This window comes from Avibacterium endocarditidis (genome assembly GCF_965138825.1).
GTDB classification, from domain to species: domain Bacteria; phylum Pseudomonadota; class Gammaproteobacteria; order Enterobacterales; family Pasteurellaceae; genus Avibacterium; species Avibacterium endocarditidis.
Map to the genome: position 1 here is coordinate 36,444 of NZ_CBCSDH010000010.1, position 24,753 is coordinate 61,196.

Genomic DNA, 24,753 nt, shown 5'->3' on the forward strand with positions numbered 1-24,753 from the left:
GAGCAGCTTTATAGGAAAGATGATTAACTATGAACGAAATTTTAGTTTCCCTTAAACAAGATTTAAAGCAAATCCTTGATGTGATCGTGGATAAAAATGATGTGCTGTATTTTGATTATCCGCTCCATTTAAACGTGGGGGATTTACTCATTTATGCGGGAACAGAAGCGTTTTTTCAGGATTATCAAATTAATATTCGATTAAGACGTTGCTTGCAAAGTTTCGATCTTGATGAAGTAAAAAAATATGTAAAACCAAACACCACCTTAATCTGCCACGGCGGCGGCAATTTCGGTGATCTCTACCCTGCCATTCAAGGAATGCGCGAAGCCTTGGTGCAAGCCTTTCCGAATAATCGCATCATTGTAATGCCACAAACTGCTTATTTTTCTAATCTCGAAGCGAAAGAAAAATCGGCAGCCATTTTTTCCGCCCATAAAGACTGCTATTTATTTGCGCGCGATCAGGCAACTTATCAATTAATGAAAGATCAGTTTTCCGATAAGGTTTTTCTATCGCCTGATATGGCCCACCAACTTTATGGTTCAGCATTATTAAAAAACCAAAGATCCAAAAAACAAAGTGCGGTGCAAAAATCGGCAGAAAAAACCTTATATTTTTTACGCAAGGACATTGAAGCAAGCCATTTGGAAAAAAATATCCAAGCCACATTACCAGAGAATGCCGAAATAAAAGATTGGGAAGATATTCTCACCACACAAGATAAATATTATGAACGTATTTGTAGTGGATTAGCGAAAGTCGCGAATAAATTTCATCAGCCTTGGTTAAAAAATGTGGTCAATCATTTATGGTATCGCCACAGTTTGGCTGTGATTGAACGCTGTAAAGGCATTTTCCAACACTATGATTTAGTGATAACAAGCCGATTGCACGGACATATTTTTTCTTGTCTGTTAGAAATCCCAAATGACGTGTGTGATAATTCCTATGGTAAAAACCTAGGCTATTATCGCCAATGGACGCAAGGTCTTGATTTTGTGAAAGTTTATGAAGAATAAATCCTTTGCAAAACTGTTGATTACCACTTTCTTAACCACGGGACTCACAATGGTGAGTTCCTTTTTGCTTGCTCGTTTGCTTGCAGTTGAAGAACGTGGTGCGTTGCAGCTTTTTATTACGTCCGTAACCTATGTGGTAACCATTGCTACTGGCGGCGTTGGGTTTTCTCTCGCTCTTTGTATGCGAAATAACCAATATCATTATTGGCGTTACTATTTTTCTGCTTTTTTATTATTTTCGGTATTGGTATCCAGCCTTTCGCTTTTATTATTTAATATTACTTCATTTCATTATTTATTTATTTTAAATGTTGTTTTAACGGCTATTTTTACGATTACTTTAGAAAAAAGTAAAATTGATGCTAATTTATCTGTTTATCGCCTGCTTTCTTTACAGCAACCCATTTTAGCTGTGGGGTTATATGGCGGCTATTATTTCCTTTTTGGTGAACAACATTTAGAAAAAGTAGTTCAGCTCTTAACCATTTTAACTTGCATACAAGCTTTATTTGCACTTTATGCCCTTAGCAAAATAGAAAAACAGTTTAAGCAGAAAGCAGAAATAAAAAGCATAGTACCAAATTATTTCTTCAAAAATTGGCTAAAACAAAACTTGCTACAAACCTTTGGCGCAACAACGGTAAATCTAGACCGTTTTTTAATTGTCGCGTTAATGGGCAACTATACTTTAGGCTTATATACGGTTTGCATTGCCTTTGATGCCTTGCTCACTCGTATAATCAATATGCTGGTGGATTATTATTATTCTGGTTTACTCAATAATCTAAATCGTATTTGTGCAGTGCTAGGGCTTATTCTTTTAATGGGAATAAGTGCGGTGATAATTGTGCCATTTTTAGCTGAACCTGTTATTCATTTATTTTTTGGTAATGCTTATATTGAAGTTGCCCCAGTATTATTGTGGTTTATTATTAATTCATTATTAGCAGGGCTTTCTTGGTTATTATCACAAAATATGCTGATTTTAGGTAAGCAAGTATTATTATTTACACGCCAGATTATTTCTATTCTTGTTTTGGTCGGATTGTTTTTTGCTTTCAAAAATCACGGATTGTATGGAGTGGCCTATGCGTTAATAGGGGCAAGTTTAGTGAGATTAATGATTTCACTCATTTACTATTATAAATTCCCTATAAAGACGAATAACTAATTTAAGTTGGATAAAATGAAAAAATTTCTTATTTCTTTAGATAAAGATCATCAACGCCGAGAACTCTTTTTTGCTCAGCCAAATACCCAAGATTTCACGTTGTTTAGTGCAATTAATACGATGCAAGAAACGCCAGAAAATCTCACCGCTCTTTATGATCAAGAAAAGTTTTCGCAGCGTTATGGGCGAAAGGTTACCAAAGGTGAAATTGGCTGTACATTAAGCCATTTAGCTGTATATCGTTTAATTGCCAATGATGAAAATATTCAAGACGATGAATATTGTTTAATTTGTGAAGATGATGCGTTGTTTAATCAAGATTTTCAACATCATTTAGATTGTTTACTCAAAGAAAATATTCAGGCAGATATTATTCTTATTGGCCAGTCTAAAATTGATGATTTTAATCATTCTGAATTAGAAATTAACTATCCAACAACCTTTTCATTTTTACGCAATAAGATTACGGGATCGTCATTTTGCTATGCCTATCCTTATCGTAACTATTTTGCTGGCACGGTAGCCTATTTAATTAAAAAATCTGCGGTAAAAGCCTTTTTAGCCGAAGAAAAACCTTATTGGCTGGCAGATGATTATATTTTATTTGGAAATAAATTTGCTTTAGATACGCAAGTGGTTCGCCCTTTATTGGCAATTGAAAATCCAAAATTAATGAGCAATTTAGAAAATGTGCGTGGCAGCATAACACATCATTTTTGGCAAAAATTAATTAAATACCCATTAAAAAAATTACTTGCCATAAAGCGTAACCTAAAAGGTGGAAAATAATGTCTGCATTGGTCAATTTATTGTATCTTTACGATCCTTGGCTATTCCATTTTTTCCGAATGGCATTTTTTGTTGGGGCTATTTCGCTCATTTGCTTAGCTTATCAAGTAGTAAAAAAACAACGCCCACAAGGTATTTTTATCCCGTTAGATAGCCTAATCGCAATTATCGCCTTGATTGTGTTAAGTGCAATTCCAATGTTGGCACACCACACGCAAGATTATTCTGTATTATTGCAATATAGTAAAACCTTAATTTTGTTTATTTTTGCCATTGGAATTTATAATATTTTTTATTTGAATAACAATGGAAAAGCACTGCTTATTCGAGATTTAAAAATTGGTATTATTGTTCAATGGATTGTTGGCATAACCGCATTAATGGGCGTTGGCTTTATGGCAGAACTTGCCCTTTCAACCAATATTGTATTGCCACGTTTTTATGGTTCAGACCAAGAGTATCGTTTATATAATATTACGTCATCAGCATTCTTTCAATTAAGTGCTTTTTACATTCTTTTATTACACTTTTTATTAGCTTACAACAAAGCACATAATCAATTAAGTGCGGTGTATTTATTCTTAATTTTATGTATTGGATTAATTTCAGGCAGAACGTTTTTATTACTTTCAATCGTTAGTATCGCCATTTATTTTAAATGGAAATACTTACCTGCTTTAGGCTTGTTTGGGTTGCTATGTTTAGGTTTGGCCATTTATTATCCTAAAAATCCTTATGTCGCCCACGCATTAGAACCATTGATTAATTTGATTAATCATCAAGGATTAAGTAGTTCATCAACAGACACATTAATGAAGCGTCATTTATTTATCCCAGAATTAAAACAAATATTATGGGGTGATGGGCGATATATTATGCCAAATGGAAAATATTATGGCTTAACCGACAGCGGTTTTTTACGCCAATTACTTTATGGTGGTATTGGTTATTTATCAGTTTGTTTTTTATTTACTGCTTATTTTGTGCGTAAAATAGCATTAAATTGGTTTAATGGAAGTTGGTTATTTATTTTATCCACATTATTTATACTTTCTGTATTAAATATTAAAGCAGATACTTATGCGTTCCCTGGAATAATGCTAGTATTGCTAATGTTATTATCCTTATTTGGCCAACAAGGGAAAAATCTCTTCTTATTTAGAAAAGAAGGAAAACAAAATGTTTAGTATTATTGTGCCATCTTATAATCGGCAAGCCGAAATCCCTGCGTTATTAGCGAGTTTAACGCAACAAAGTGCGCATAATTTTGAAGTCATTATTGTTGATGATTGCTCGAAAGAAAAAGTGGTGGTAGAAAAAGATTATCCTTTTCGTGTAACCGTTATTCGTAATGAGCAAAACCAAGGTGCGGCGGAAAGCCGTAATATTGGAGCAAGAAATGCAACGCAAGATTGGCTGTTATTTTTAGATGATGATGATCGTTTTGAAAAGTCGAAATGTGAAATTTTAGCGCAGCAAATTACGCAAAATCCTGAAGTAAATTTTATTTACCACCCAGCAAAATGTGTAATGGTAAATGAAAATTTTAGCTATTTTACTCACCCTTTTACACAACAAAAAGATCTCACATTAGATAATATTTTATTAGCCAATAAAATTGGTGGAATGCCGATGATTGGGATTAAGAAATCTTTCTTTTTAGCTTTAGGTGGGCTTTCAACGCAATTAAAATCTTTAGAAGATTATGAATTTGTATTAAAAGTAATTTCATCATCTGAATTAAAATCGCTCTATGTCGATCAGCCTTTAACAGAATGTACTTTTCATACTCAACGCTCCAGTGTTTCAACCAATTTAACGAATACTGAACAAGCCATCAGTTTTATTGAGAAGAATTATGTGAAAACACCAATCCAACATAAAAACTTTGCCCTAAATTCACTTTATATGCTCGCCTATCCGTATATTATGAATTTATCACGCAAAGCGGGAATTTATTATTGGAAAATGTTTAAATTAAGCAAAAATATTAAACTGCTGATTATTGCGATCATCATTTTTATTTCACCAAAATTAGCTATTCATTTGAAAAGGTTTATTTAATGAAGTTTTCAGTTTTAATGTCCTTATATATTAAGGAAAATCCACAATTCTTGCGTGAATGTTTAGAAAGTTTGCGCGCGCAAACCTTGCCCGCAGATGAAATTGTCTTAGTGTTTGACGGTGCCGTTACGCCCGAATTAGAAAGTGCGGTGCAAAATTTTGCAGAATTTTTACCGCTAAAATTAGTGAAGCTGCCAGTAAATCAAGGATTGGGCAAAGCGTTAAATGAAGGATTGTTGCATTGTGCCAACGAATGGGTTTTCCGTATGGATACCGATGATATTTGCGATCCGCAACGTTTTGAAAAACAAGTAAATTTCATCAAGCAAAATCCTGAAACCATCATCTTTGGCGGACAAATTGCTGAATTTGGCGAGAATATGCAAGAGATTGTGAGTTATCGCAATGTACCAACTCAACCTAAAGAAATTGTCGAGTTCACAAAAACGCGCAGTCCTTTCAATCATATGACCGTGGCTTATCAAAAATCTGCTGTACTCGCTGCTGGGGGTTATCAAGATATTCAGGAAGATTATTATTTATGGATAAACTTGGTGGCGAAATATCCGCAAAATGTGGCGAATCTGCCTGATATTTTAGTTTATGCTCGCGTAGGCAATGGAATGGTTTCTCGCCGCCGCGGCTTAGCGCAAGCAAAATGTGAGTGGAATTTATTTAAACTCAAACGCAACGTTAAATTACAATCCACGATTTCAGGATTTATCGTATTTTTATTGCGTGTTTTACCACGTTTATTACCTGTTTCATTATTAAAAATCATCTATAAGTTTTTACGCAAATAATATTTTATTTATTTTAAGGAAAGCCAATGTTTAACAAAAAATTAATTTTTACTTCATTATTTTCTGCGGTTTTATTATCTGCTTGTTCAAGTAGTCATTCTATTAAGGCAATAAGTGAAAATACTCAATATAATAAACCTCGTACATTAAATAATTTTGATGATTATGTACAATTTTTAAAAGCCAAAGCCGCTGGACAAGGGGTTTCAAGTGCGGTGCTAAATGCACAACAAAATATTCAATATATTCCTAAAGCAGTGGCATTGGATAAACAACAAGCGGGGAAAATAAAAAAACGTAACCCGAATGAACCAAGAGTATTCAATCCTAATGGGGTAACGAATTATCTTAATCGCGTACTGACCACAAATAAGGTAAATGTTGCCGAACAACGTTATTGGGAACAATTACCGCAATTAGAAAAGGCGAGTAAAAAATTTGGCGTACAAAAAGAATATTTAATGGCGTTATGGGGAATGGAAAGCAGTTTTGGTTATTATCAAGGTTATTATGATGTGCTTTCTGTATTAGCCACCCTTGCCTTTGATGGCCGCCGTGAGCCGTTATTTAGTAAAGAATTTATTGCTGCAATGAAAATGTTAGAACGTGACCATATCCAGCGCCATAAAATGAAAGGTTCTTGGGCTGGCGCAATGGGGCAAACGCAATTTATGCCAAGTTCTTATTTGAGCTATGCGGCGGACGGTAATGGTGACGGCGAAAAAGATATTTGGAAAAACAACTATGATGTTTTCGCGTCTATCGCGCGTTATTTACATACTGTCGGTTGGGACGATAAACTGCCGTGGGGCGTGGAAGTGCGTTTAAATCAGTATATTAGCCCAAGTTTAGCGGGCATTGAAAAGCACAAAGCGCGTTCACTGCAAGATTGGCAAGCACAGGGGGTTGAACTTAAATCGTTCAACTCAGAAAGTACACAAAATCTCACCGCACTTTCTCACACAACATTGTGGCTTGTGCAACCAGATGGTGAAAATGGTCGCGCTTTCTTAGTGTCAAATAATTTCCGCACCTTGCTTGATTGGAATCGCTCCAATTATTTTGCGGTCAGTATTGGAATGTTTGCAGATCGTATTAGGGCGAGAGTGGGGGAGTAAGATAAGTATTTTTCCCTTCTTTCCTATGAGAAGAAGGGAAAATTTTATCCCTTCACTGCCTTAATATGAGATTTTAGCGTCTGTTCAATTTCATAGATCCAATCCAGTTCAAATTGGGTGAAGCCAGCTTGGATACGGGCATCGGTGTTGATTGCCCCTTTGAAAATAACAATGCGATATTTACGCAATAAATCGCTAAAACATTGCATTGCGTCCAGCCCTCGTTTGGCGGAAAGAGCGTGATACCAATGATTGCCAATGGAAACGTGGCCGATTTCATCACGCAAAATAATATCGAGAATTTTCACTGCATCAAAATCTTTGCGCTGTGCGATTTTTTCTTGCATTACCGGTGTGGCGTCTAAGCCCCTTGCTTCTAAAACTCGTGGCACTAACGCCATTCGTTCCCAAATATCGTGTGCGGTGGCTTGTGCCATTTCCCATAATCCAGCGTGCGCTTCAAAATCGCCATATTTATAGCCTAAGGTTTTTAAATGATTGTTTACTAAAGTAAAATGGGAGCTTTCTTCATAAGCAACACGCAACCAATCACGAGCAAAGGCTAATCCTTCGCCTAATTCTTTTTCTGCTTCACGAGAAAATCGCCAAGCCGCATCTAAGCCTAAATTGATCGCATTAAATTCAATATGCGCAATGGCGTGCAAAGTAGCGGCATAGCCCTCTTCGGTGGCAAAAGAACGCTTTGGCACGGCGTGCGGTGCGACCAACTTCGGCTTATCAGGAAAAGCAGCGATTTCTTGATCTTTTTTTACTGTTGGGAAGTCCGCTAATTCAGCTTGCTCAATGCGAGGCAAAAGCTCGGTATATAAGGCATTTACTTGCTCACATTTTTTCGCGGGATCGTTTTCTTGCAAGGCGTGCGTAACCTGATCCCAAAGTTGTGTCATTAAAAGTGCGGTCATTTTTTTCCTTATTTTTCGCTAAATCGAATTAAACCTTCTTGCTGTGTGGTGGCGATTAAACGCCCTTGACGATCGAAAATTTGTCCGCGTGATAAGCCCCTTGCGCCAAAGGCGTTAGGGCTTTCAATGGCGTAAAGTAGCCAATCGTTAAGATCCCCAGCTCGATGAAACCAAATAGAATGGTCGATGGTGGCTAATTTCATTCCTGCTTCTAAAAAGCCTTTTTTATGTGGGTGGAGGGCAGTGAGTAGCGGATGAAAATCAGAAAAATATGCCAACAAACATTGCTGAATGGCGCGATTGTGCGGCACTTCACCATTGGCTTTCACCCAAACATATTGCTCAGGTGGCAAGGTTTTTCCTTGAAAAGGGTTATTGATATATTTAGTACGAATATCAAAAGGGCGCTCAGCAGTAAATTTATCGCGAATTGGCTCTGGGATATATTGTGCCAATTTTTGCAATGCCACACTTTCAGCCATAAAGCTGTCTGGCTCACCGACATTTGGCATTGAAGATTGGTGATCAAAGCCTTCTTCTTCCATTTGAAATGAAGCGGTAATGTGGCAAATGGCTTGATTATGCTGAATGGCTTTCACTCGCATTGCAGTGAAATGATGCCCTTCACGCAACACTTCCACATCATAAATAATCGGGTGCTGACTATCCCCAGGGGCAAGAAAATAGGCGTGGCAAGAATGTAATATGCGATCTTGGGGGGCAACTTGAATCGCCGCAGAAAGCGCTTGTGCCACCACTTGCCCACCAAACACTTGGCGCAAACCTAAATCTTGGCTTTGCCCACGAAAGAGAAAATCATCAAGCTGTTCTAGCTTAAGTAAATCAATAAGCTGGTTGAGTACCACAGACATTTTATCTACCTTTTAATAAAAATAAGTGCGGTGTATTTTACGGGAATTTTCAATGGTAAGCTAATTTGAACAGGAGGTTTGGTAAGGTATTTGAGATAATCTATGAATTAACAAAGAGTGATAAATCAAGTGTGGTGTAAAATTTTCCAAAAATTCACACCGCACTTGTCATTTTATTCAAACACCGCCCAAATTGGTGCGTGGTCGGAAGGCTTTTCCATTGCACGAATATCCAGTGCAATGCCTGTATCTGTGCAGCGATCGATTAAATTATTGCTTGCCAAAATATGATCAATGCGTAAGCCGCGGTTATCGTCAAAGCCTTTTGAGCGATAATCAAACCAAGAGAATTTATCGTTAGTCGTTGGGTTTAAATGGCGGAAAGTGTCCGTTAAACCATAGGCATATAAGCGGTTATACCATTCTCTTTCTTCAGGTAAGAACGAGCATTTTCCTGTACGCAACCAGCGTTTACGGTTTTCTTCACCAATGCCAATATCCAAATCACTCGGGCTGATATTCATATCACCCATAATAATAATCGGATTTTCTTTATTATGATCCTGCTCTAAATAGCGTTGCAAATCTGCATAGAATTTTTCTTTAGCAGGGAATTTTGTTTCGTGGTTGCGGCTCTCCCCTTGTGGAAAGTAACCGTTGATTACTGTGAGCAAACCAAATTCTGTTTCCATTTCCGCCATAATAATGCGTTTTTGTGCGTCCGCTTCATCTGTAGGGAAGCCTTTGTGAATGGCTTTGGGCGCTTGTTTGAGCAAAAATGCTACGCCATAATGCCCTTTTTGCCCGTGGTGATAAACGTGATAACCCAAGTGTTCCACCAACGCATAAGGGAAATCTTCATCTGCCACCTTAATTTCCTGCAATCCCAAAATATCGGGCTGATACTGTTCAATAATGGCTTCAAGCTGATGAGGTCTTGCTCGTAATCCATTGATATTAAAAGACATTACTTTCATTCAATAAGTTCCTAATTATTCATTAATAAAAATCAGACGGGCATTATACTAAGGTTTGTAAGATTTCAAAAATGATAAAAAATTTCACCGCTCTTTAAATGAAACTTAATGAATTTCAGATGATGTTTTTTGAACCTTATTTGCGTTAAGTCAAATTCCGTTCATTTATCCCATAAGCAAGTTGATGAATTTATTGAAAATTATAGTGCTGAACTTATAATCTCAACCATTATTTCTACCTATTTTGATGTATCTGTTTGATGTGGGGGAGCTATGGCGAAATTGAATAAGAAATTTGTATTAGGTGGTTTGTTTGGCGTGTTGCTTGGTGTGGGTGTGTTTGCGGGAACGCAATATGCAATGAAAGCTACCAGCAGCACTGAGTTTTGTGTGAGTTGCCATTCGATGAACATTCCGAAAGAAGAGTGGGAAGGAAGCGTGCATTTTTCTAATCGTAAAGGCATTCGTGCGGAATGTGCAGATTGCCATATTCCGCAAGATTCCACATTTCATTATGTGAAAACTAAGGTGATGGCATTAAAAGATGTGTGGAATACCCTTGTGGTCGATAAATTGCCAGATCAAGAAGCCTATGAAACTCATCGTTTAGCTATGGCGAAACAGGTTTGGGCGGAGATGAAAGAAAACGATTCAGCCACTTGTAAAAGTTGTCATAGTGCTGAAGCAATGGTGCTTTCAGAGCAATCAGAAGCCGCACAGAAAATGCATAAAATAGCACAGGAAACCAACCAAACGTGCATTGATTGCCATAAAGGCATTGTGCATTTTATGCCTGAAATGGAAGTTGATAACCAAGAAGCCAGTGGTGAGTTAAGTAAACACGGTGGGGAGTTTAGCCCACAGGATAAAACCTTATATAGCCTAGCGATGAGTAATGTCAATATTGCTGATGGGGGCAGTATTCGCCTAATGCCTTATGCGGAATTAACCGATTGGAAAGCTTCGGGTGATCAAGTTTCAGCGACGATCACAGGCTGGCAGCAAGCCGGAGCGGAAAGCATTCTTTATATGGATTTAGGTAAACGCATTATGGTGGCGTTATTGGAAGATGTGCCACAAGATAAAATGCAGGTGCTACGTTCTGTTTATGATGAAGTTACCGCTTCCGATTGGAAGGAAGTCCGTTTGCAAATTAATGCACCGAAATCTATTTTAACGGCAAATTTGACCGCACTTAATCAATTTGGTCACAATTTGAATGAAACCTATTGTAGCGGTTGCCACGCTGCAATTGGGGCAGATCATTACACCGCGAATCAATGGATTGGTGTGGTGAACTCAATGAAAAATCGTACATCAATGTCAGCAGATGATGTCCGCACACTCACGATTTATTTACAACGTAATAGTAAGGATAAAGTGGGCGCATCACATTAACAGTTTCCATTTGGAATATCGCTAAAATTATTTAGCACTGGTTTGACTCCGAGCTTGTGATCCTAAGTCGAAAGATATGGAAGCAATGCCTGCAACTTGATTGCACAATGGTATGGTTAGAAATGATTATGCCACTCGTTTTAGAAAGGTGTCGTAAGTTAAACTCATAGCATTTTATAAGTGCGGTGCAAATTTTCAGAATTTTCCCCAGATATAAAATGCCGTGGAAAGTCATACTGAGGTGAACAATGAAAAAACAAGACAACATTAATGCAAGTCGCCGTGATTTCATTAAACATTCTTCATTAGGTCTTGCAGGAACATCTTTATCAGGTGGGGTAGTAGGATCGTTGGTATCTTCTAAAGCAGTGGCGGCAGAACAAAGCACGGTGGTTACTGCGGCACACTGGGGACCTTTAGGCGTCGTTGTGGAAGACGGTAAAGTGGTGAAGTCAGGGCCAGCGATTCCCGCACCGCTAACCAATGAATTGCAATCTGTGGTTGCCGATCAGCTTTATAGCGAAACCCGTATTAAATATCCAATGGTGCGTAAGGGCTATTTAGAAGGCAACAAAGATACTACCTTGCGTGGACGTGATGAATGGGTACGCGTATCTTGGGAGCAGGCGTTTGATCTTGTGGCAAAAGAGATAAAACGGGTGAGAGATAGCTACGGTGCAACAGGGATCTATGCTGGATCTTATGGTTGGTACAGCTCAGGCTCACTACACGCAGCTCGCACCTTGTTGCATCGTTACCTTAACGTAACGGGTGGTTTTGTTGGCTCAAAAGGGGATTATTCTACTGGGGCTGCACAAGTGATTATGCCGCACGTTTTAGGCACAATTGAAGTTTATGAGCAACAAACCAGCTGGGAAACCATTTTAGAAAGCTCAGAGATTGTGGTGTTATGGTCGGCAAATCCGCTCACAACTTTACGCATTGCGTGGACATCTACGGATCAAGAGGGCTTAGCCTATTTCAAAAAATTAAAAGAGAGCGGCAAACGCATTATTTGTATTGATCCTGTGCGTAGCGAAAGTTGTGAGTTTTTAGGCGCAGAGTGGATCCCGATTAATACGGCAACTGACGTACCACTAATGCTAGGGATTGCACATACCTTAGTGAGCGAAGACAAGCACGACAAAGCTTTCTTGAAAAAATACACGTCAGGCTATGATAAATTTGAAGAATATTTATTAGGCAAAACAGATGGGCAGCCAAAAGATGCTACTTGGGCGAGTAAATTAACTGGCGTGCCAGTAGAGGTGATTAAACAACTTGCCAATGATTTTGCAACTAAACGCACAATGTTAATGGGCGGTTGGGGAATGCAACGTCAACGCCACGGTGAGCAAAGCCACTGGATGATGGTAACGCTAGCTTCTATGCTCGGGCAAATTGGTTTACTGGGCGGCGGTTTCGGCTTTAGTTATCACTATGCCAATGGTGGCGTGCCAACCGCAACAGGCGGAATTTTAGGTTCGATTACCGCAAATCCTGCTGTACAAGCCGGGGAAAAAACGTGGCTTGATGAAACATCTAAAATGGCATTTCCTGTGGCACGGGTGGCAGATGCTTTACTTAACCCCGGCAAAACGATTCAATATAATGGCACGGAAATTACCTATCCCGATATTAAATTAGTGTATTGGGCGGGTGGTAATCCATTTGTGCATCATCAAGATACCAATACCTTAGTGAAAGCTTTCCATAAGCCAGATACCTTTATTGTGAATGAAGTAAACTGGACGCCAACGGCACGAATGGCTGATATTGTATTGCCTGTAACCACCAGTTATGAGCGTAACGACTTAACAATGTCAGGCGATTATTCAATGATGAATATCTACCCAATGAAACAAGTTGTGCCACCGCAATTTGAGGCGAAAAGCGATTATGACATCTTCACAGAATTAGCGAAGCGTGCTGGTGTGGAAGAACAATTCACCGAAAATAAATCGGAAATGGATTGGTTAAAAGGCTTCTACCAAACGGCATTTGATGCTGCACGCAAAAACCGTGTATTAATGCCTAAATTTGAGAAATTCTGGGAAGAAAATAAACCAATTACTTTCAAAGCCAATGAAAAAGCGAAAAAATGGGTGCGTTACGAAGAGTTCCGTAATGATCCATTGTTGAATCCATTGGGTACACCATCAGGTAAAATTGAAATTTATTCTGATGTGGTAGCCAAAATGAATTATGACGATTGCAAAGGCTATCCAAGCTGGATGGAACCGGCAGAATTTGCTGGCAACACCACTGCAGAAGCACCTTTAGCTTTAGTTACACCTCACCCATATTACCGCTTGCACAGCCAGCTTGCACATACTTCATTACGTCAAAAATATGCCGTGAATGATCGTGAACCAGTGTTGATTCATAAAGATGATGCGGCAACGCGTGGTATTGTTGATGGTGATATTGTGAGAATTTATAACCAACGCGGACAAGTGCTTGCAGGGGCTGTGGTTACTGATGGCATTATTAAAGGCACAGTAGCCTTGCACGAAGGGGCTTGGTACGATCCTGCGGATCTTGGACAATCGGATAAACCATTGTGTAAAAATGGCTGCCCGAATGTGCTTACCCGCGATGAAGGCACGTCAAAACTTGCACAGGGTAACTCGCCAAATACTTGTATCGTACAAGTAGAAAAATTCACTGGCGAAGCGCCAGCCGTAACGGTGTTTAAACAACCGAAACAATCGGCATAACTGCTTAGTAATATAAAAAATCAGCCTTAAGGGCTGATTTTTTTATTGCCGTACTTTAAAAGTGCGGTGGTTTTTTTGTGAATTTTTTAGGCTAAGATTAAATTTTCTAGTGCTGTTTTTGTTATCTTCCAGAAAAACAAAAACTCAGCGATGGGCTGAGTTTTATATTCACTAATGAAGTGCGGTACTTTTTTTATAAATTTCCAACAAATTTTCTTCTTTTTTTGGCATTTGTAGATAAAAGCCTTGTTGCTGGATTTTTTCTAGCACTTCTTGGTTATCTGCGTTGATGAGCGATTTTTCACCTTTAAGATTAAATAGCATTACAAAAATGGGCGTGCCGAAACTGTCACGTAGGGTTTCGGGAATTGGGGAGAAATCATCGCGTTTAGCAATGTATAAATACATTCCTTCTTTTTTCTTACTTTTATAAATAGCGCAGAGCATAAGGCTTCCTATTGTTCAGCTTGTTTATTTTTGCGTGATTTTTTCCATTTCCACAATACAATCAAGGCCACTACGCCGATAATGGCGTAAATAACGAATTGCCCCTTGTGGATTTGTTCATTCAACCAATCTAAATTACTTGCGCCAAAATGCCCTAAATAAACCCAAATTGGCACAGAAATTATGGCGGCAAGAAAATCAATCAGCACAAAGCGGACAAAACTTACACGGCGGGTAATCCCTGAAACCATATAAATTGGCGCTCTTAAACCAGGGAGAAAACGGGCGGTGAAGAGGACGCGATTGCCGTATTTATCAAATTGCGAACGCACCATTTGTAAGCGTTTTAAGGTAAGCATTTTGCGAATTGGACGGAAACGCAAGATTTTTACCCCATAAGCGCGGCCTAACCAATACATTGTGCTGTCGCCAATTAACACCCCCAACATACTCACCACTAACATAATATGCGGATTGGTATAGCCTAAGCCAGAAATAACGCCGCCTGACACAAGGGTAATATCTTCAGGAATTGGCACGCCGAAACCACAGATGATCAAAACAAACAAAACAGCAAAGTAGCCGTAGTCAGTAAAAAAGTTGATTAAAAATTCCATATCAAATCCGCATTTAATTTGCCAGAATGGTTAAGTTCAAAATGCTGATTATTGTAACTTTTTTTGCGAAAATAGCCATTAAAAATATGGCAATAAGCAGATTTCTATTTGCCTTAAGGTCGGGCATTGATTATAATCTGCGGTCTCAAAGATTTCTTTGAGCTTGATTTTGTGAAATCGCTGGGTCGCCTGCGATTTTTTCGATTAACTTTTTACTAAAGAGAATACAACTATGTCATTCAAATTTAACGCTGAAGTGCGTACAGCGCAAGGTAAGGGTGCGAGCCGCCGCCTGCGTCATAACGGTCAAATTCCTGCAATCGTTTATGGTGGGAATGCAGAACCTGTTTCAATCATCTTAAACCACGATGAATTAAACAACGCTCAAGTACACGATTCTTTCTATTCAGACGTGATCACTTTAGTGATTGATGGTAAAGAAGTGGCTGTGAAAGTACAAGCAATGCAACGCCACCCATTCAAACCAAAATTAGTTCACATCGACTTCAAACGCGTTTAATTTTGCGTTGAATAAAAAAGCACCTTTTTAAGGTGCTTTTTTGTTATCTCTATTTTAGAACGAATATTCAATTTTTGCCCAATAAGTGCGAGGCATTCCCACCAAAGCAAAACTGCGGTCATACTTTCCGCGTTGTACTTGCCAATAATATTTATTGAACAGATTTTCTACCCCAACACGCAGAATAAGATCTTGGTTTTGGCGAATTTGGAAACGATATTTCGCGCCAAGATCCACGGTGGTATAAGACGGAAATTCGTAGGTTTTTGCGTAGTTTTGGTAGGATTTTCCGTAATATTGCACCGCACTACTTAATAACAGATTTGGTGCGAAACTGGGTTCCCATTCTACGGCTGCTTTGGCAATAATGCGTGGGCTTGCTACTTGAGTGCCATTGATGATTTCTCCTGCATAGCTTGAAAAATCAATGAGATCGCCTTTATTGTAAGTGATGCCGAAACTTGGACGTAAACGGCTTTCAAGCAAGTTAGCATAAAGGTTAAATTCAATTCCACGATTGCGTTCTTTACCTTGTTCTTCCCCTGAAGTGCGGTGATATTTTGTGGCAGATTTTGCACTGATGATACCGGGGCGTGTGATTTGGTAAAGGCTAAGGGTGGTGGTGAGAGCTTCACCCCAATTTTTTCTTGCGCCCAGCTCAATTTGACGGCTTACACGTGGATCAGCCATTGTGCCATCTTCATCGACATAACCGGGTTCAAGATCTTCCAAATAATTTCCATAAAGGACAAAATTGGAATTTGGCACCCAAGCAAGGGTAAGCATTGGACTAAAGCGGTGCGCTTTGCCGTCTGTTTTAACGGATTTTTCTCCCGCTGTGGCGTTGGTTTGATAATTGGTTTGTTTGATCCATTGTAAGCGACCGCCTAAGGTTAAACGAATTTGCTCGTCAAATAACCCGAGCGTGTCGGCTAAGGCAAGACTGTAAGATTTTAATTTTTGATCCGTATTGCCTTGCACTAAAGGTTTGAAGTTATCCACTTGAGTAAAGTGAGGGGCGTAGAGATTACCACCAGAAAAAGCTTTAAGCACAGGGCTTTGATCGAAATCTCGTTCACGTAGTACCGCATCAAAAGCCACATTCCAATTATGGCTTAATGTGCCAGTAAAATGATGGCCTTGTAATTTTAGATTTCCGCTTGTGGTGCGAGTGATAAAATCCATTGCACGCATTTGGCTAATTTTATAATCACCGTTAGGTTGAATATTAGTAGCAAGAATTTGTCCGAAATTGCCGTAATAATTTGACGTCATATACCCAATGCCGCCAGATAAAGTCATCTCATAAGGTAAGTCATAAGAAGCGGTGAGCATAATGGTTTGATCGCGCGTGGTCTGTCCTGACCAAGCGGGGATTAAATTGATCTCGCCATTTGGGGCAGCAGGTAAGGCATAAGTGAGATTTTGAATATCCTGTACCCTTGCACGTCCGCCGTGTGTGGCACGTTTGGCATAGAGATAATCCAAGGCAACACGCAATTTTTCGCCACGATAATCAGCGGAAATGGCAAATTCTTTATTGCGTTCATCATAATGATCGCGAGCCGTATCTCCATCACGGTAAAGTCCATTAATGCGAATGCCCCATTCTTTATTTGCCCCAAAGCGGCGACCAAAATCAAAAGATTCTTGTAAACGGGAATCACTAAACCAAGCAAAACCAAGGCGATTAATGTTTTTATCGGTAGCTCGTTTGGTTTCAATATTGATTGAAGCACCTGATGACCCTTCGGGATCCATTCCTACCGTGGCAGTGGACGCGCCTTTAATCAGTTGGGCTGAGCTGACAGCCGCGATCGGGGAATTGTAAGTGGAATATAATCCCGCTAAGCCGTTCAAACTAAATTGACGGGCATCTAATTGTAAACCACGCACATAAACGCCTTGCAAGGTGTTAGTTTCACCACCAAAATTCATTACAGAAGCATCGGTTTTGGCGATTGCATCAACAATATTGCGTGGCTGGCTATCTGCTAGTGCCTGTTCATCATAATTCACTACGGTGATCGGTGAAGTAAAGGCAAGCTGTTCGCCTAAAAGACTTAAATTGACCTCTGATTTGAGCTTATTGGTGGCTTTGAATTTTTCTAATTCAGTAACCACATTGATTTCATCTAATGATTGACTCGTTTCAGCCAAAGCAGAAAAAGAAATCCCAAAGAAAAGTGCGGTGTAAATTGCGCTAAATTTTACAGGAATGGAATATTGCATAAATTTCTCATTGATAATTTGTTGAACTTATAAATAAAAGGAAAGATCCTTTCCTTTTATTTGCCTATAAAAACAAGGGCGATTATAGAGTAACTACATCTCTTTAATTAATGAGAATTATTCTTATTTATAAATTGATAGCCATTCGTATTCCCTTATCCGCACTTTCATAGATCAACGCAATCAATTTCAGCACATCAGTGGCTTGTTGGGCAGTAACCTGCAATGGAGCTTGATCGCGGAGAGCAGCATAAATGTTGTCGTAATAGGCTTGGTAGTTGCCGCGTTCTGTTTCAATGGGGCTGCGGATAACAATGCCGTTGATTTCGGTGTGCAGTAGTCCCCAGTCTTTTTCAGGCTCAGCGTTCCAATCGCCTTGTGGTTTTATGCCTTTGAGCAATAGGGCTTCTTGGTTATCCATTGTGGCTTTAATGTAGCTCCCTTTCGTGCCTTGCAACATAATGTAAGGGGCAGGTTCGCGGGCGCATTTGGTGGAAGATAACACCACTTTTTTGTCTGCATAATAGAAAATAATTTCAAAGTTATCTTCTGATTTTGCGCCTGCACGTTGTGCTTTCATATCCGCATAAAGTGCGGTGGGAATCCCGAATAAATCCACGCAATGGTCGATCAAATGCACGCCTAAATCATAAACCAGCCCAGAGCCAAATTCGCCTGTTTCTTTCCACGCTTTGCTATTAGGTTTTTGGCTGAACCGTTCGTAACGCATTTCATAATGCACAATTTCGCCTAACATTTGATGTTCAAGCAGTTTTTTCACCGTTAAAGCACCATTATCCCAACGGCGATTTTGGTAAACGGAAAGCATCACATTATGCTGTTTGGCGAGTTTATCTAGCTCTTCTGCTTGCGCAGGGTAAACAGCAAGGGGCTTTTCTACGATGACATTTTTGCCTGCCAAAATGGCTTGTTTTGCCATTTCGTAATGGGTGAGATTAGGTGTGGTGATAATCACCAAGTCAATTTCTGGGCTGAGCAGTTGTTCAAACTGATGTACCACTTCAATATAAGGATAGGCCTGTTTCGCTTTTTCGCTGCTGCGTTCAAACACTTTACGCACTTGAAAACGCGGATCGAGATCTAAAAAAGGCATATGAAAGGTTTTAGCAGACATTCCAAAGCCTGCAATGGCGACATTAATGATTTTTTCCATTTGATTTTCCTATTGAATTGCTTTTAATTTTTGCAAAATTTCTTGCTCAGGTAGAGCCTGAATTTTGCGAATACGTTGGATAAGCAGCACGGCGGCGACCGTTAAACTCACCACAAACCCCACCCAAAATCCTGCCGCACCAATGCTTGGCATTAGCCAATCGGTGCGCGATAAAATATAGCCCAACGGCATTCCAATGCCCCAATAACAGAACATTGTGATGTATAAAATGGATTTGGTGTCTTTATAGCCACGCAATGCCCCTGCGGTGATCACCTGAATGGTATCGGAAAATTGGTATAAGGCAGAAATTAACAGCAAATGGCTGGCGATTAGGATCACTTGTTTATCGGTAACATAAATTTTCGGGATCTGTTGATTGAATAACACAATGATAGACGCGGTAATACAAGCTAAGGCTAATCCCACCGCAAGGGCAGAGTGAAACACCACTTTGGCTTGCTTTAATTGCCCTTCACCTAAACGTTGCCCCACTAAAATGGTGGTAGCCATTCCTAAGGAAATGGGGAAGGTGAAAATAAATGAACTCGTTGTTAAAGCCACTTGATGGCTTGCTACCACATCTGTACCCAGTGGGGAGAGCAAAAGGGAAGAAAGGGCGAATAATGCCACTTCACAAAATAGCGCAATACCAATAGGGAAGCCTAAGCCTAGCACTTTTTTTAAGGTGGAAAAATCAGGTTTTTCAATGATTTTATCAAAAAGATGAATATCACGCTGGCTGCGCGCTTGACGTGAATAGCTAATCATCATTAAGCACATTGCCCAGTTTACAATTGCTGTGGCAATCCCACAGCCCACCGCACCAAAGGCTGGCACACCAAGTTTGCCGTAAATGAAAATATAATTAAGTGGAATATTAAGAAATAATCCCGCAAAGGTGATCAGCATTGTTGGCGCCGTTTTGGCGATGCCGTCATTTAAACAGCGGAAATTGATCATCAGCAAATAACCGGGTAAGCCCCACAGCATCGCGTGCAGATAATCAATGGTGATTTGCGCCAATCTTGGCTCCATCTTCATATGGCTGATGACATAATCGCTGTAATAAATAAACAAGCCAAGGGGAATGCAGCTTAACACCACCACCCACATACCTTGTCGCACATAATGGGCGATCCGCTGGCGTTGGCCTGAACCATTGAGATAAGAAATAATTGGAGGCAAGGCGAGTAATAAACCGTGTCCTAATAAAATCAACGGTAACCAAATGGACGCGCCCACCGAAATTGCCGCCATATCCGCAGCGCTGACGCGACCAGCCATAATGGTATCCACAAAACCCATTGAATTTTGTGCCATTTGCGCCAGTAAAATAGGGAAGGCGATCGTCACCAATTTGCCCATTTCTTGGCGATGATGTTGAATGAAACTAAATAACATAAAAATATCCGAATTTGTTATATACTATTGCAAGTTTTACCGAATTTACGGTGATGATTTTTAAGATAAGAGAGCTAATTATGTTTACAGGAATCGTGCTGGGCGTAGCCCAAATTCATTCTATTGATGAAAAACCGCATTTTAGAACACAGGTAGTGAAAATGCCACAGGAATTAACCGAAAATCTAGAAATTGGTGCGTCTGTGGCAAATAACGGTGTCTGCTTAACCGTAACCAAAATTGAAGGGGATCTCGTCAGCTTTGATTTAATGACGGAAACCCTACGCATTACCAATTTAGGCGAATTGTGCCAAGGGGATTGGGTGAACATTGAGCGAGCGATGAAAATGGGTGATGAAATCGGTGGACATATTTTGTCTGGCCACGTTTACACCACCGCTAAGGTTTCGCAGCGCATTGCTTCAGAAAATAACCTGCAAATTTGGTTCGAATTGCCTGATCCTGCCTTGATGAAATATATTCTCACTAAGGGATTTATCGCTATTGATGGCATCAGCCTGACTATTGGTGAAGTGAAAGACAACGAGTTTTGCGTAAATCTTATCCCAGAAACCATTCATCGCACCTTGATCGGTAAGCGTGAAGTGGGGGATTTAGTGAATATTGAAATCGATCCACAAACCCAAGCCATTGTGGATACGGTTGAACGCTATTTAGCCAGCCGTGGCGAATAATGGCATAAAATGAAAAACTAAAGTGCGGTCGAAAATCACGAAATTTTTCACCGCACTTTTTTAATCGCATTCTGTGTTACGATGTGGCAATATGCATTGAGTGGCGTACAGCAGCGATATGGGGGCAATATGCAAAATGATTTTTGGAGTTCTGCGCTTTTTTCCATAAGCGTAACTTTACCGACCTTATTGTTGTTAATACTCGGCATCGGACTGCGAAAACGCAAAATCATTGACGATAAATTCAGCCAGCAAGCCACCAGCGTGGTGTTCAAAATCACCTTGCCCGCCTTACTCTTTCTTAACGTGTTTAAAAATCCTATTGCCGAACTGAATGAACAACTGGTGATGATTTGGGCCTGCGTGCTAGGAACCTTATTGCTGTTCCTTTGTGCAGAAATTTTCGCCGCAAAATTTGTGCAAGAAAAGCGAGAACGTGGCACTTTTGTGCAAGGGGTTTATCGCGGAAATTGTAGTATTTTAGGGCTAGCATTCTGCCTCAATGCCTATGGCGATGCCGCATTAGTACCAGCCACCATTTATGCCGCCACCACGGCGATTATTTACAATGTGTTAGGCGTGATCACCTTAAGCCGCTCCCTTTCTGACGGCAAAGTGAATATTCCACGAATGATCTTAAATGTGGCAAAAAATCCCTTAATTATCAGCATAGTATTAGGCTTTTTAGCCAGTTATTTAAAATTGGCCATTCCTAAATTTATGCTCACCACAATCCAATATCTCGCCACAATGACTTTACCGCTTGCGTTGATCTGTGCTGGTGTCAGCATTGAATTAAAGGCCTTGTATAAAATTTCAGGCATTTCTTTATGGGCAAGCATAGGGCGAGTGATTGTTGCACCGATTTTTATGGTGTTACTGGGCAAATTATTTGGCTTTAGCGGCGTGAATTTAGGCGTGATTTTCTTAATGAATGCCACCCCAATGGCGGCCGCGGCTTATGCAATGGTGCGTGGAATGGGCGGCAACGCCAACACGGCGGCGAACATTATTGGCATTACCACTTTCGCATCAATGTTTATCTCTGCCTTAGGCTTAACCATTTTGCACCAAATGGGCTGGGTGTAAGCATAACGTTTAATAAAAAACAAAAGGGCGAAAATCTTCGCCCTAAAATTTGTTAAAAAAAACACCGCACTTTATGGGTTAAGCGAGATCTTCACCGCACAGCGTTCGCCTTGTTGGAGCGGTTGTGTAATTCTTGCAGTTTCCAAACAAACCATTGTTTTATAACCTGTTTCACTAATTCCACCAGTGGCTTTATGCCAAGGATTCCACAGCACCACATTGCTTGCATTATGATGTGCCACATTAATTGTACGCCCGTCCCCTTTATTGACAATGTGATGCGAAACAGGGGATTGTACCGTATAAATGCAATCAATATGCTGATCAATGAAACGTGGGGAAGGCACATTTTCTTGCTGCTGCGTTAATGCGTTGAAACATTCCGTTGGCAAGTTTTGTACTTCCACATTGGCCACATCGCTTAAATTAAAGTAGCTATGCAAAGCAAGTTGGGCAGGTTCTTGTCCATAATGCTGAAAAATAATTTCGCAATCTTGACTAAAGACCATCGTGGTTTTGGCTTCAATCAAATGATCTGAAGAAAATAAACAAAATTCCAACCGCACTTTGTTTTCTTCAATTTCATAATCACTGAGCTGCCATAAACTGATGCGCGCATAACCGTGCGCAGGGGATTTTGCCCCACCAAACCAAGGATAGCAAATTGGCACGCCACCACGAATGGCATTGCCTAAGGTGAAGGGTTCTATTTCACTCAGCCAAAGCACATCTTTCTGCGCGCCTTTCGGCTGCCAGCTAAATAAATGTGCTCCTTGAAGCGAGATCAAGGCTTTACCCACAGGGTGATCTAACGCGATCACGGGGATTTCATTATATTGCTGCAAACTTAATGCAGGGGTGAGTTGTTTGATGGTTGTTATTGTTGTCATTAAATTATTCTCCTTTAACAATGTGAATTATTCACTTCTTCGCGCAAAAATTTTCCGTGTTGGAGGAAAATGGTGCGGTGGGTGAGTTTGCCTAGTTCGGGGTTATGGGTAACCATCACGATAGTTCGCCCTTGTTGATTGAGTTCGGTGAGCAAATCTAGCACCAGTTTTTCATTTTTTTCATCAAGATTTCCCGTAGGTTCATCAGCGAAGATGACGGGGGGCTGATTAACTAGGGCGCGGGCGATACAAACTCGTTGCTGTTCGCCACCCGAAAGCTGGCTTGGGCGGTGATCAAAACGGTGTGCTAACCCCACTTGCGCTAATACTGCTTTGGCAGCTTCTTCATCGACAACGCTGTGATAATGCTGCGCAAGCATCACATTTTCCAGCGCAGTCAAGTAAGGGATTAAATGGAATTGTTGGAATACCAAGCCAATTTTTTCTGCACGAAATCGTTGGCGGCCAATTTCATCGAGTTGCGCGGCGTCCACGCCATCTAAAATCACTTTGCCTTCGCTTGCCGTATCAAGCCCGGTGAGAATGTTCATCAATGTGGTTTTGCCTGAGCCTGATGCCCCCATTATGGCAACAAATTCCCCCTCAGCGATTTGGATATTAATGTCTTCAAGGGCGGTTACTTGCCCAAAGCGTTTATATAAATGTTGGGTTTCAATAACGTATTTTTCCATTTTATTCGCCTTTTAAAACGTTGGCAGTTTGAATTTCTAAAGCGCGGCGCGTTGGCACAATCACGGCAACAAAAGCCACGGTGAGCGAGAGCAGAATTGTGATTGGAATCACAGGCAAGCGCAAATCAATATAGGCTTTAAACACGGTGATACCGAGAATTTGTGCCAGTAAATACCCTAAGATTAGCCCCACGACAATAGCACAAAATGCGATAAGTAAAATTTCTGTGCCAATTTGCTTAATAATATCTTGCTGTTTTGCGCCTAAGGCTTTTTGCAGGGCAAATTCTTTCGCCCGTTCGCCCACAATGGCAATTAAGGTAGTGTTCACGCAAAGGGTGGCAAGAATCAAAATTACCACTGAAATCAAGCCCATTAAGCCTTTGATTTTATCCAAAATTTGCCCCTCAGAGGCGGATACTTTCAAGATCGGGCGAATGGCTAAATCAGGATATTGCTGTTGTAATTGTTGTGCAAATTGGCTCACTTGCCCTTGATCGTTTTTCACATTGAGAAGCGCATTGGTGATCAAGCCTGTTTTATCCAGCCACTGCTGGGCAAATTCAAGATTGACAATCAGCATATTGTCCGTGGCATCACCACTTTCTACAATAGCTTTAATGGTAAAGTGGTGCTTTTCTGTTCCTTTGTTCAAGGTGATTTTATCGCTAAGGTTCAGGTTTAACCGTTGGGCAAGGGATTTGCCGATCATCGCGTTGCGATCATCAAAATTCACGCCAATGGGGGATCCTGTGATTTGCCAATAAGGGGAAAGGGTTCGCATTGCATCAAACCACACGCCCATTATCACCACTTTTTCTAAATCTGCTCGAGCCACGCCATAAAGATAAGGGCTAGCTGCGGTGATTAAACCTTGTGGAGCTTGGCTAAGAATGTGGTTGAAATCCGTTTCATTCATCAAGCCACTGCTGTTTGAACCGATGTAAAAATTTGCCCCAAAGGTGCGCAGCTCTTGGCTCATTTTGGTGTTGATGTCGAAATACACCGCGGCCATTGCGGTAACAATACTTGCGCCAACGGTGAGTGCCGCGAAAATAATCATCACCCGTTGCAAACGCAAGCGTAACGCATTGATAATTAAACGCCAAAACATTGTGCGCGCGTTGATTGAATGA

Annotated in this window: 23 protein-coding genes and 1 riboswitch; of the genes, 12 read left to right on the top strand and 11 right to left on the bottom strand. The window is 40.2% G+C overall.

All coding sequences use genetic code 11. The features are described from left to right. The first annotated feature begins 29 nt into the window (after positions 1-29). From ACNAV8_RS07180 to ACNAV8_RS07210, 7 genes are read left to right on the top strand one after another with little or no spacing between them, the layout of a single operon-like run. Positions 30-1,022, top strand: coding sequence for a polysaccharide pyruvyl transferase family protein (locus ACNAV8_RS07180; protein ID WP_415777455.1), 993 nt, complete (start codon positions 30-32; stop codon positions 1,020-1,022). Continuing rightward, a complete protein-coding gene (locus ACNAV8_RS07185; RefSeq protein ID WP_415777456.1) occupies positions 1,012-2,193 on the top strand; it encodes a lipopolysaccharide biosynthesis protein in 1,182 nt (393 codons plus the stop codon). Before ACNAV8_RS07180 ends, ACNAV8_RS07185 begins: the two co-directional genes overlap by 11 nt. A gap of 15 nt (positions 2,194-2,208) precedes the next feature. After that, positions 2,209-2,982, top strand: coding sequence for a glycosyltransferase family 25 protein (locus tag ACNAV8_RS07190; protein ID WP_415777457.1), 774 nt, complete (start codon positions 2,209-2,211; stop codon positions 2,980-2,982). Continuing rightward, positions 2,982-4,169 (top strand): hypothetical protein, encoded by a 1,188-nt coding sequence (locus ACNAV8_RS07195; protein ID WP_415777458.1) that lies wholly within the window; start codon positions 2,982-2,984, stop codon positions 4,167-4,169. Before ACNAV8_RS07190 ends, ACNAV8_RS07195 begins: the two co-directional genes overlap by 1 nt. Beyond that, entirely contained in the window at positions 4,162-5,046 is an 885-nt protein-coding gene (locus ACNAV8_RS07200) for a glycosyltransferase family 2 protein (RefSeq protein ID WP_103855489.1), read from the top strand. Before ACNAV8_RS07195 ends, ACNAV8_RS07200 begins: the two co-directional genes overlap by 8 nt. Next, a complete protein-coding gene (locus tag ACNAV8_RS07205; RefSeq protein WP_415777459.1) occupies positions 5,046-5,849 on the top strand; it encodes a glycosyltransferase family 2 protein in 804 nt (267 codons plus the stop codon). The genes ACNAV8_RS07200 and ACNAV8_RS07205 overlap by 1 nt, the downstream gene beginning before the upstream one ends. Positions 5,850-5,875: 26 nt before the next feature. Continuing rightward, positions 5,876-6,967, top strand: a complete 1,092-nt coding sequence (locus tag ACNAV8_RS07210) for a lytic murein transglycosylase (RefSeq protein WP_415777460.1) — start codon at positions 5,876-5,878, stop codon at positions 6,965-6,967. A gap of 44 nt (positions 6,968-7,011) precedes the next feature. On the opposite strand, the gene ACNAV8_RS07215 is transcribed toward ACNAV8_RS07210, so the two are convergent. The 3 genes from ACNAV8_RS07215 to xthA all read right to left on the bottom strand — a co-directional run bounded on the left by ACNAV8_RS07215 (position 7,012) and on the right by xthA (position 9,739). Beyond that, positions 7,012-7,890 carry a ferritin-like domain-containing protein gene (locus ACNAV8_RS07215; protein WP_415777462.1) on the bottom strand — a complete coding sequence of 293 codons (879 nt, stop codon included), beginning with the start codon at positions 7,888-7,890 and terminating at the stop codon, positions 7,012-7,014. Positions 7,891-7,898: 8 nt separating this feature from the next. Continuing rightward, positions 7,899-8,762: an acyl-CoA thioesterase II gene (gene tesB / locus ACNAV8_RS07220; RefSeq protein WP_415777463.1), complete on the bottom strand. Its 864-nt coding sequence runs from the start codon at positions 8,760-8,762 to the stop codon at positions 7,899-7,901. Positions 8,763-8,935: 173 nt separating this feature from the next. Further along, a complete protein-coding gene (xthA, locus tag ACNAV8_RS07225; protein WP_103855830.1) occupies positions 8,936-9,739 on the bottom strand; it encodes an exodeoxyribonuclease III in 804 nt (267 codons plus the stop codon). 273 nt (positions 9,740-10,012) lie between these two features. Between xthA and ACNAV8_RS07230 the strand changes: the two genes are divergently transcribed. Continuing rightward, on the top strand, positions 10,013-11,137 hold the full coding sequence (locus tag ACNAV8_RS07230; protein ID WP_103855829.1) for a NapC/NirT family cytochrome c: 1,125 nt from the start codon (positions 10,013-10,015) through the stop codon (positions 11,135-11,137). A 34-nt stretch (positions 11,138-11,171) separates the two neighbouring features. Beyond that, positions 11,172-11,304, top strand: a riboswitch (molybdenum cofactor riboswitch). 81 nt (positions 11,305-11,385) lie between these two features. Continuing rightward, positions 11,386-13,857 carry a trimethylamine-N-oxide reductase TorA gene (gene torA / locus ACNAV8_RS07235; protein WP_103855828.1) on the top strand — a complete coding sequence of 824 codons (2,472 nt, stop codon included), beginning with the start codon at positions 11,386-11,388 and terminating at the stop codon, positions 13,855-13,857. A gap of 171 nt (positions 13,858-14,028) precedes the next feature. On the opposite strand, the gene ACNAV8_RS07240 is transcribed toward torA, so the two are convergent. Both ACNAV8_RS07240 and ACNAV8_RS07245 read right to left on the bottom strand, forming a co-directional pair. Next, positions 14,029-14,304 carry a YcgL domain-containing protein gene (locus ACNAV8_RS07240; protein ID WP_415777464.1) on the bottom strand — a complete coding sequence of 92 codons (276 nt, stop codon included), beginning with the start codon at positions 14,302-14,304 and terminating at the stop codon, positions 14,029-14,031. An 8-nt stretch (positions 14,305-14,312) separates the two neighbouring features. Then, positions 14,313-14,921: a DedA family protein gene (locus ACNAV8_RS07245; protein ID WP_103852597.1), complete on the bottom strand. Its 609-nt coding sequence runs from the start codon at positions 14,919-14,921 to the stop codon at positions 14,313-14,315. A gap of 232 nt (positions 14,922-15,153) precedes the next feature. On the opposite strand from ACNAV8_RS07245, the gene rplY reads away from it, so the two are divergent. Further along, complete coding sequence (gene rplY, locus ACNAV8_RS07250) at positions 15,154-15,441, top strand: 50S ribosomal protein L25 (protein WP_103852596.1); 288 nt, start codon at positions 15,154-15,156, stop codon at positions 15,439-15,441. A gap of 54 nt (positions 15,442-15,495) precedes the next feature. Here the strand turns inward: rplY and ACNAV8_RS07255 are convergent, their stop codons facing one another. From ACNAV8_RS07255 to ACNAV8_RS07265, 3 genes are all read right to left on the bottom strand, one after another. Next, entirely contained in the window at positions 15,496-17,673 is a 2,178-nt protein-coding gene (locus ACNAV8_RS07255; RefSeq protein WP_415777465.1) for a TonB-dependent receptor, read from the bottom strand. Between the two features lie 127 nt (positions 17,674-17,800). Next, positions 17,801-18,847: a Gfo/Idh/MocA family oxidoreductase gene (locus tag ACNAV8_RS07260; RefSeq protein WP_103855647.1), complete on the bottom strand. Its 1,047-nt coding sequence runs from the start codon at positions 18,845-18,847 to the stop codon at positions 17,801-17,803. 9 nt (positions 18,848-18,856) lie between these two features. Beyond that, the gene (locus ACNAV8_RS07265; protein WP_415777466.1) at positions 18,857-20,251 is read right to left on the bottom strand and encodes an MATE family efflux transporter; all 1,395 of its coding nucleotides are present in this window, start codon (positions 20,249-20,251) and stop codon (positions 18,857-18,859) included. Between the two features lie 80 nt (positions 20,252-20,331). On the opposite strand from ACNAV8_RS07265, the gene ACNAV8_RS07270 reads away from it, so the two are divergent. Both ACNAV8_RS07270 and ACNAV8_RS07275 read left to right on the top strand, forming a co-directional pair. Continuing rightward, complete coding sequence (locus ACNAV8_RS07270; RefSeq protein WP_103855648.1) at positions 20,332-20,946, top strand: riboflavin synthase subunit alpha; 615 nt, start codon at positions 20,332-20,334, stop codon at positions 20,944-20,946. Positions 20,947-21,075: 129 nt separating this feature from the next. Continuing rightward, positions 21,076-22,035 carry an AEC family transporter gene (locus ACNAV8_RS07275; RefSeq protein WP_103855650.1) on the top strand — a complete coding sequence of 320 codons (960 nt, stop codon included), beginning with the start codon at positions 21,076-21,078 and terminating at the stop codon, positions 22,033-22,035. A 71-nt stretch (positions 22,036-22,106) separates the two neighbouring features. On the opposite strand, the gene ACNAV8_RS07280 is transcribed toward ACNAV8_RS07275, so the two are convergent. The 3 genes from ACNAV8_RS07280 to ACNAV8_RS07290 are packed head-to-tail and all read right to left on the bottom strand — an operon-like array spanning position 22,107 to position 24,731. Then, positions 22,107-22,925 carry a D-hexose-6-phosphate mutarotase gene (locus tag ACNAV8_RS07280; protein WP_103855649.1) on the bottom strand — a complete coding sequence of 273 codons (819 nt, stop codon included), beginning with the start codon at positions 22,923-22,925 and terminating at the stop codon, positions 22,107-22,109. Positions 22,926-22,939: 14 nt separating this feature from the next. Further along, complete coding sequence (locus ACNAV8_RS07285) at positions 22,940-23,617, bottom strand: ABC transporter ATP-binding protein (RefSeq protein WP_415777467.1); 678 nt, start codon at positions 23,615-23,617, stop codon at positions 22,940-22,942. Between the two features lies 1 nt (position 23,618). Then, positions 23,619-24,731 carry an ABC transporter permease gene (locus ACNAV8_RS07290; RefSeq protein ID WP_103855651.1) on the bottom strand — a complete coding sequence of 371 codons (1,113 nt, stop codon included), beginning with the start codon at positions 24,729-24,731 and terminating at the stop codon, positions 23,619-23,621. Positions 24,732-24,753 lie beyond the last annotated feature (22 nt).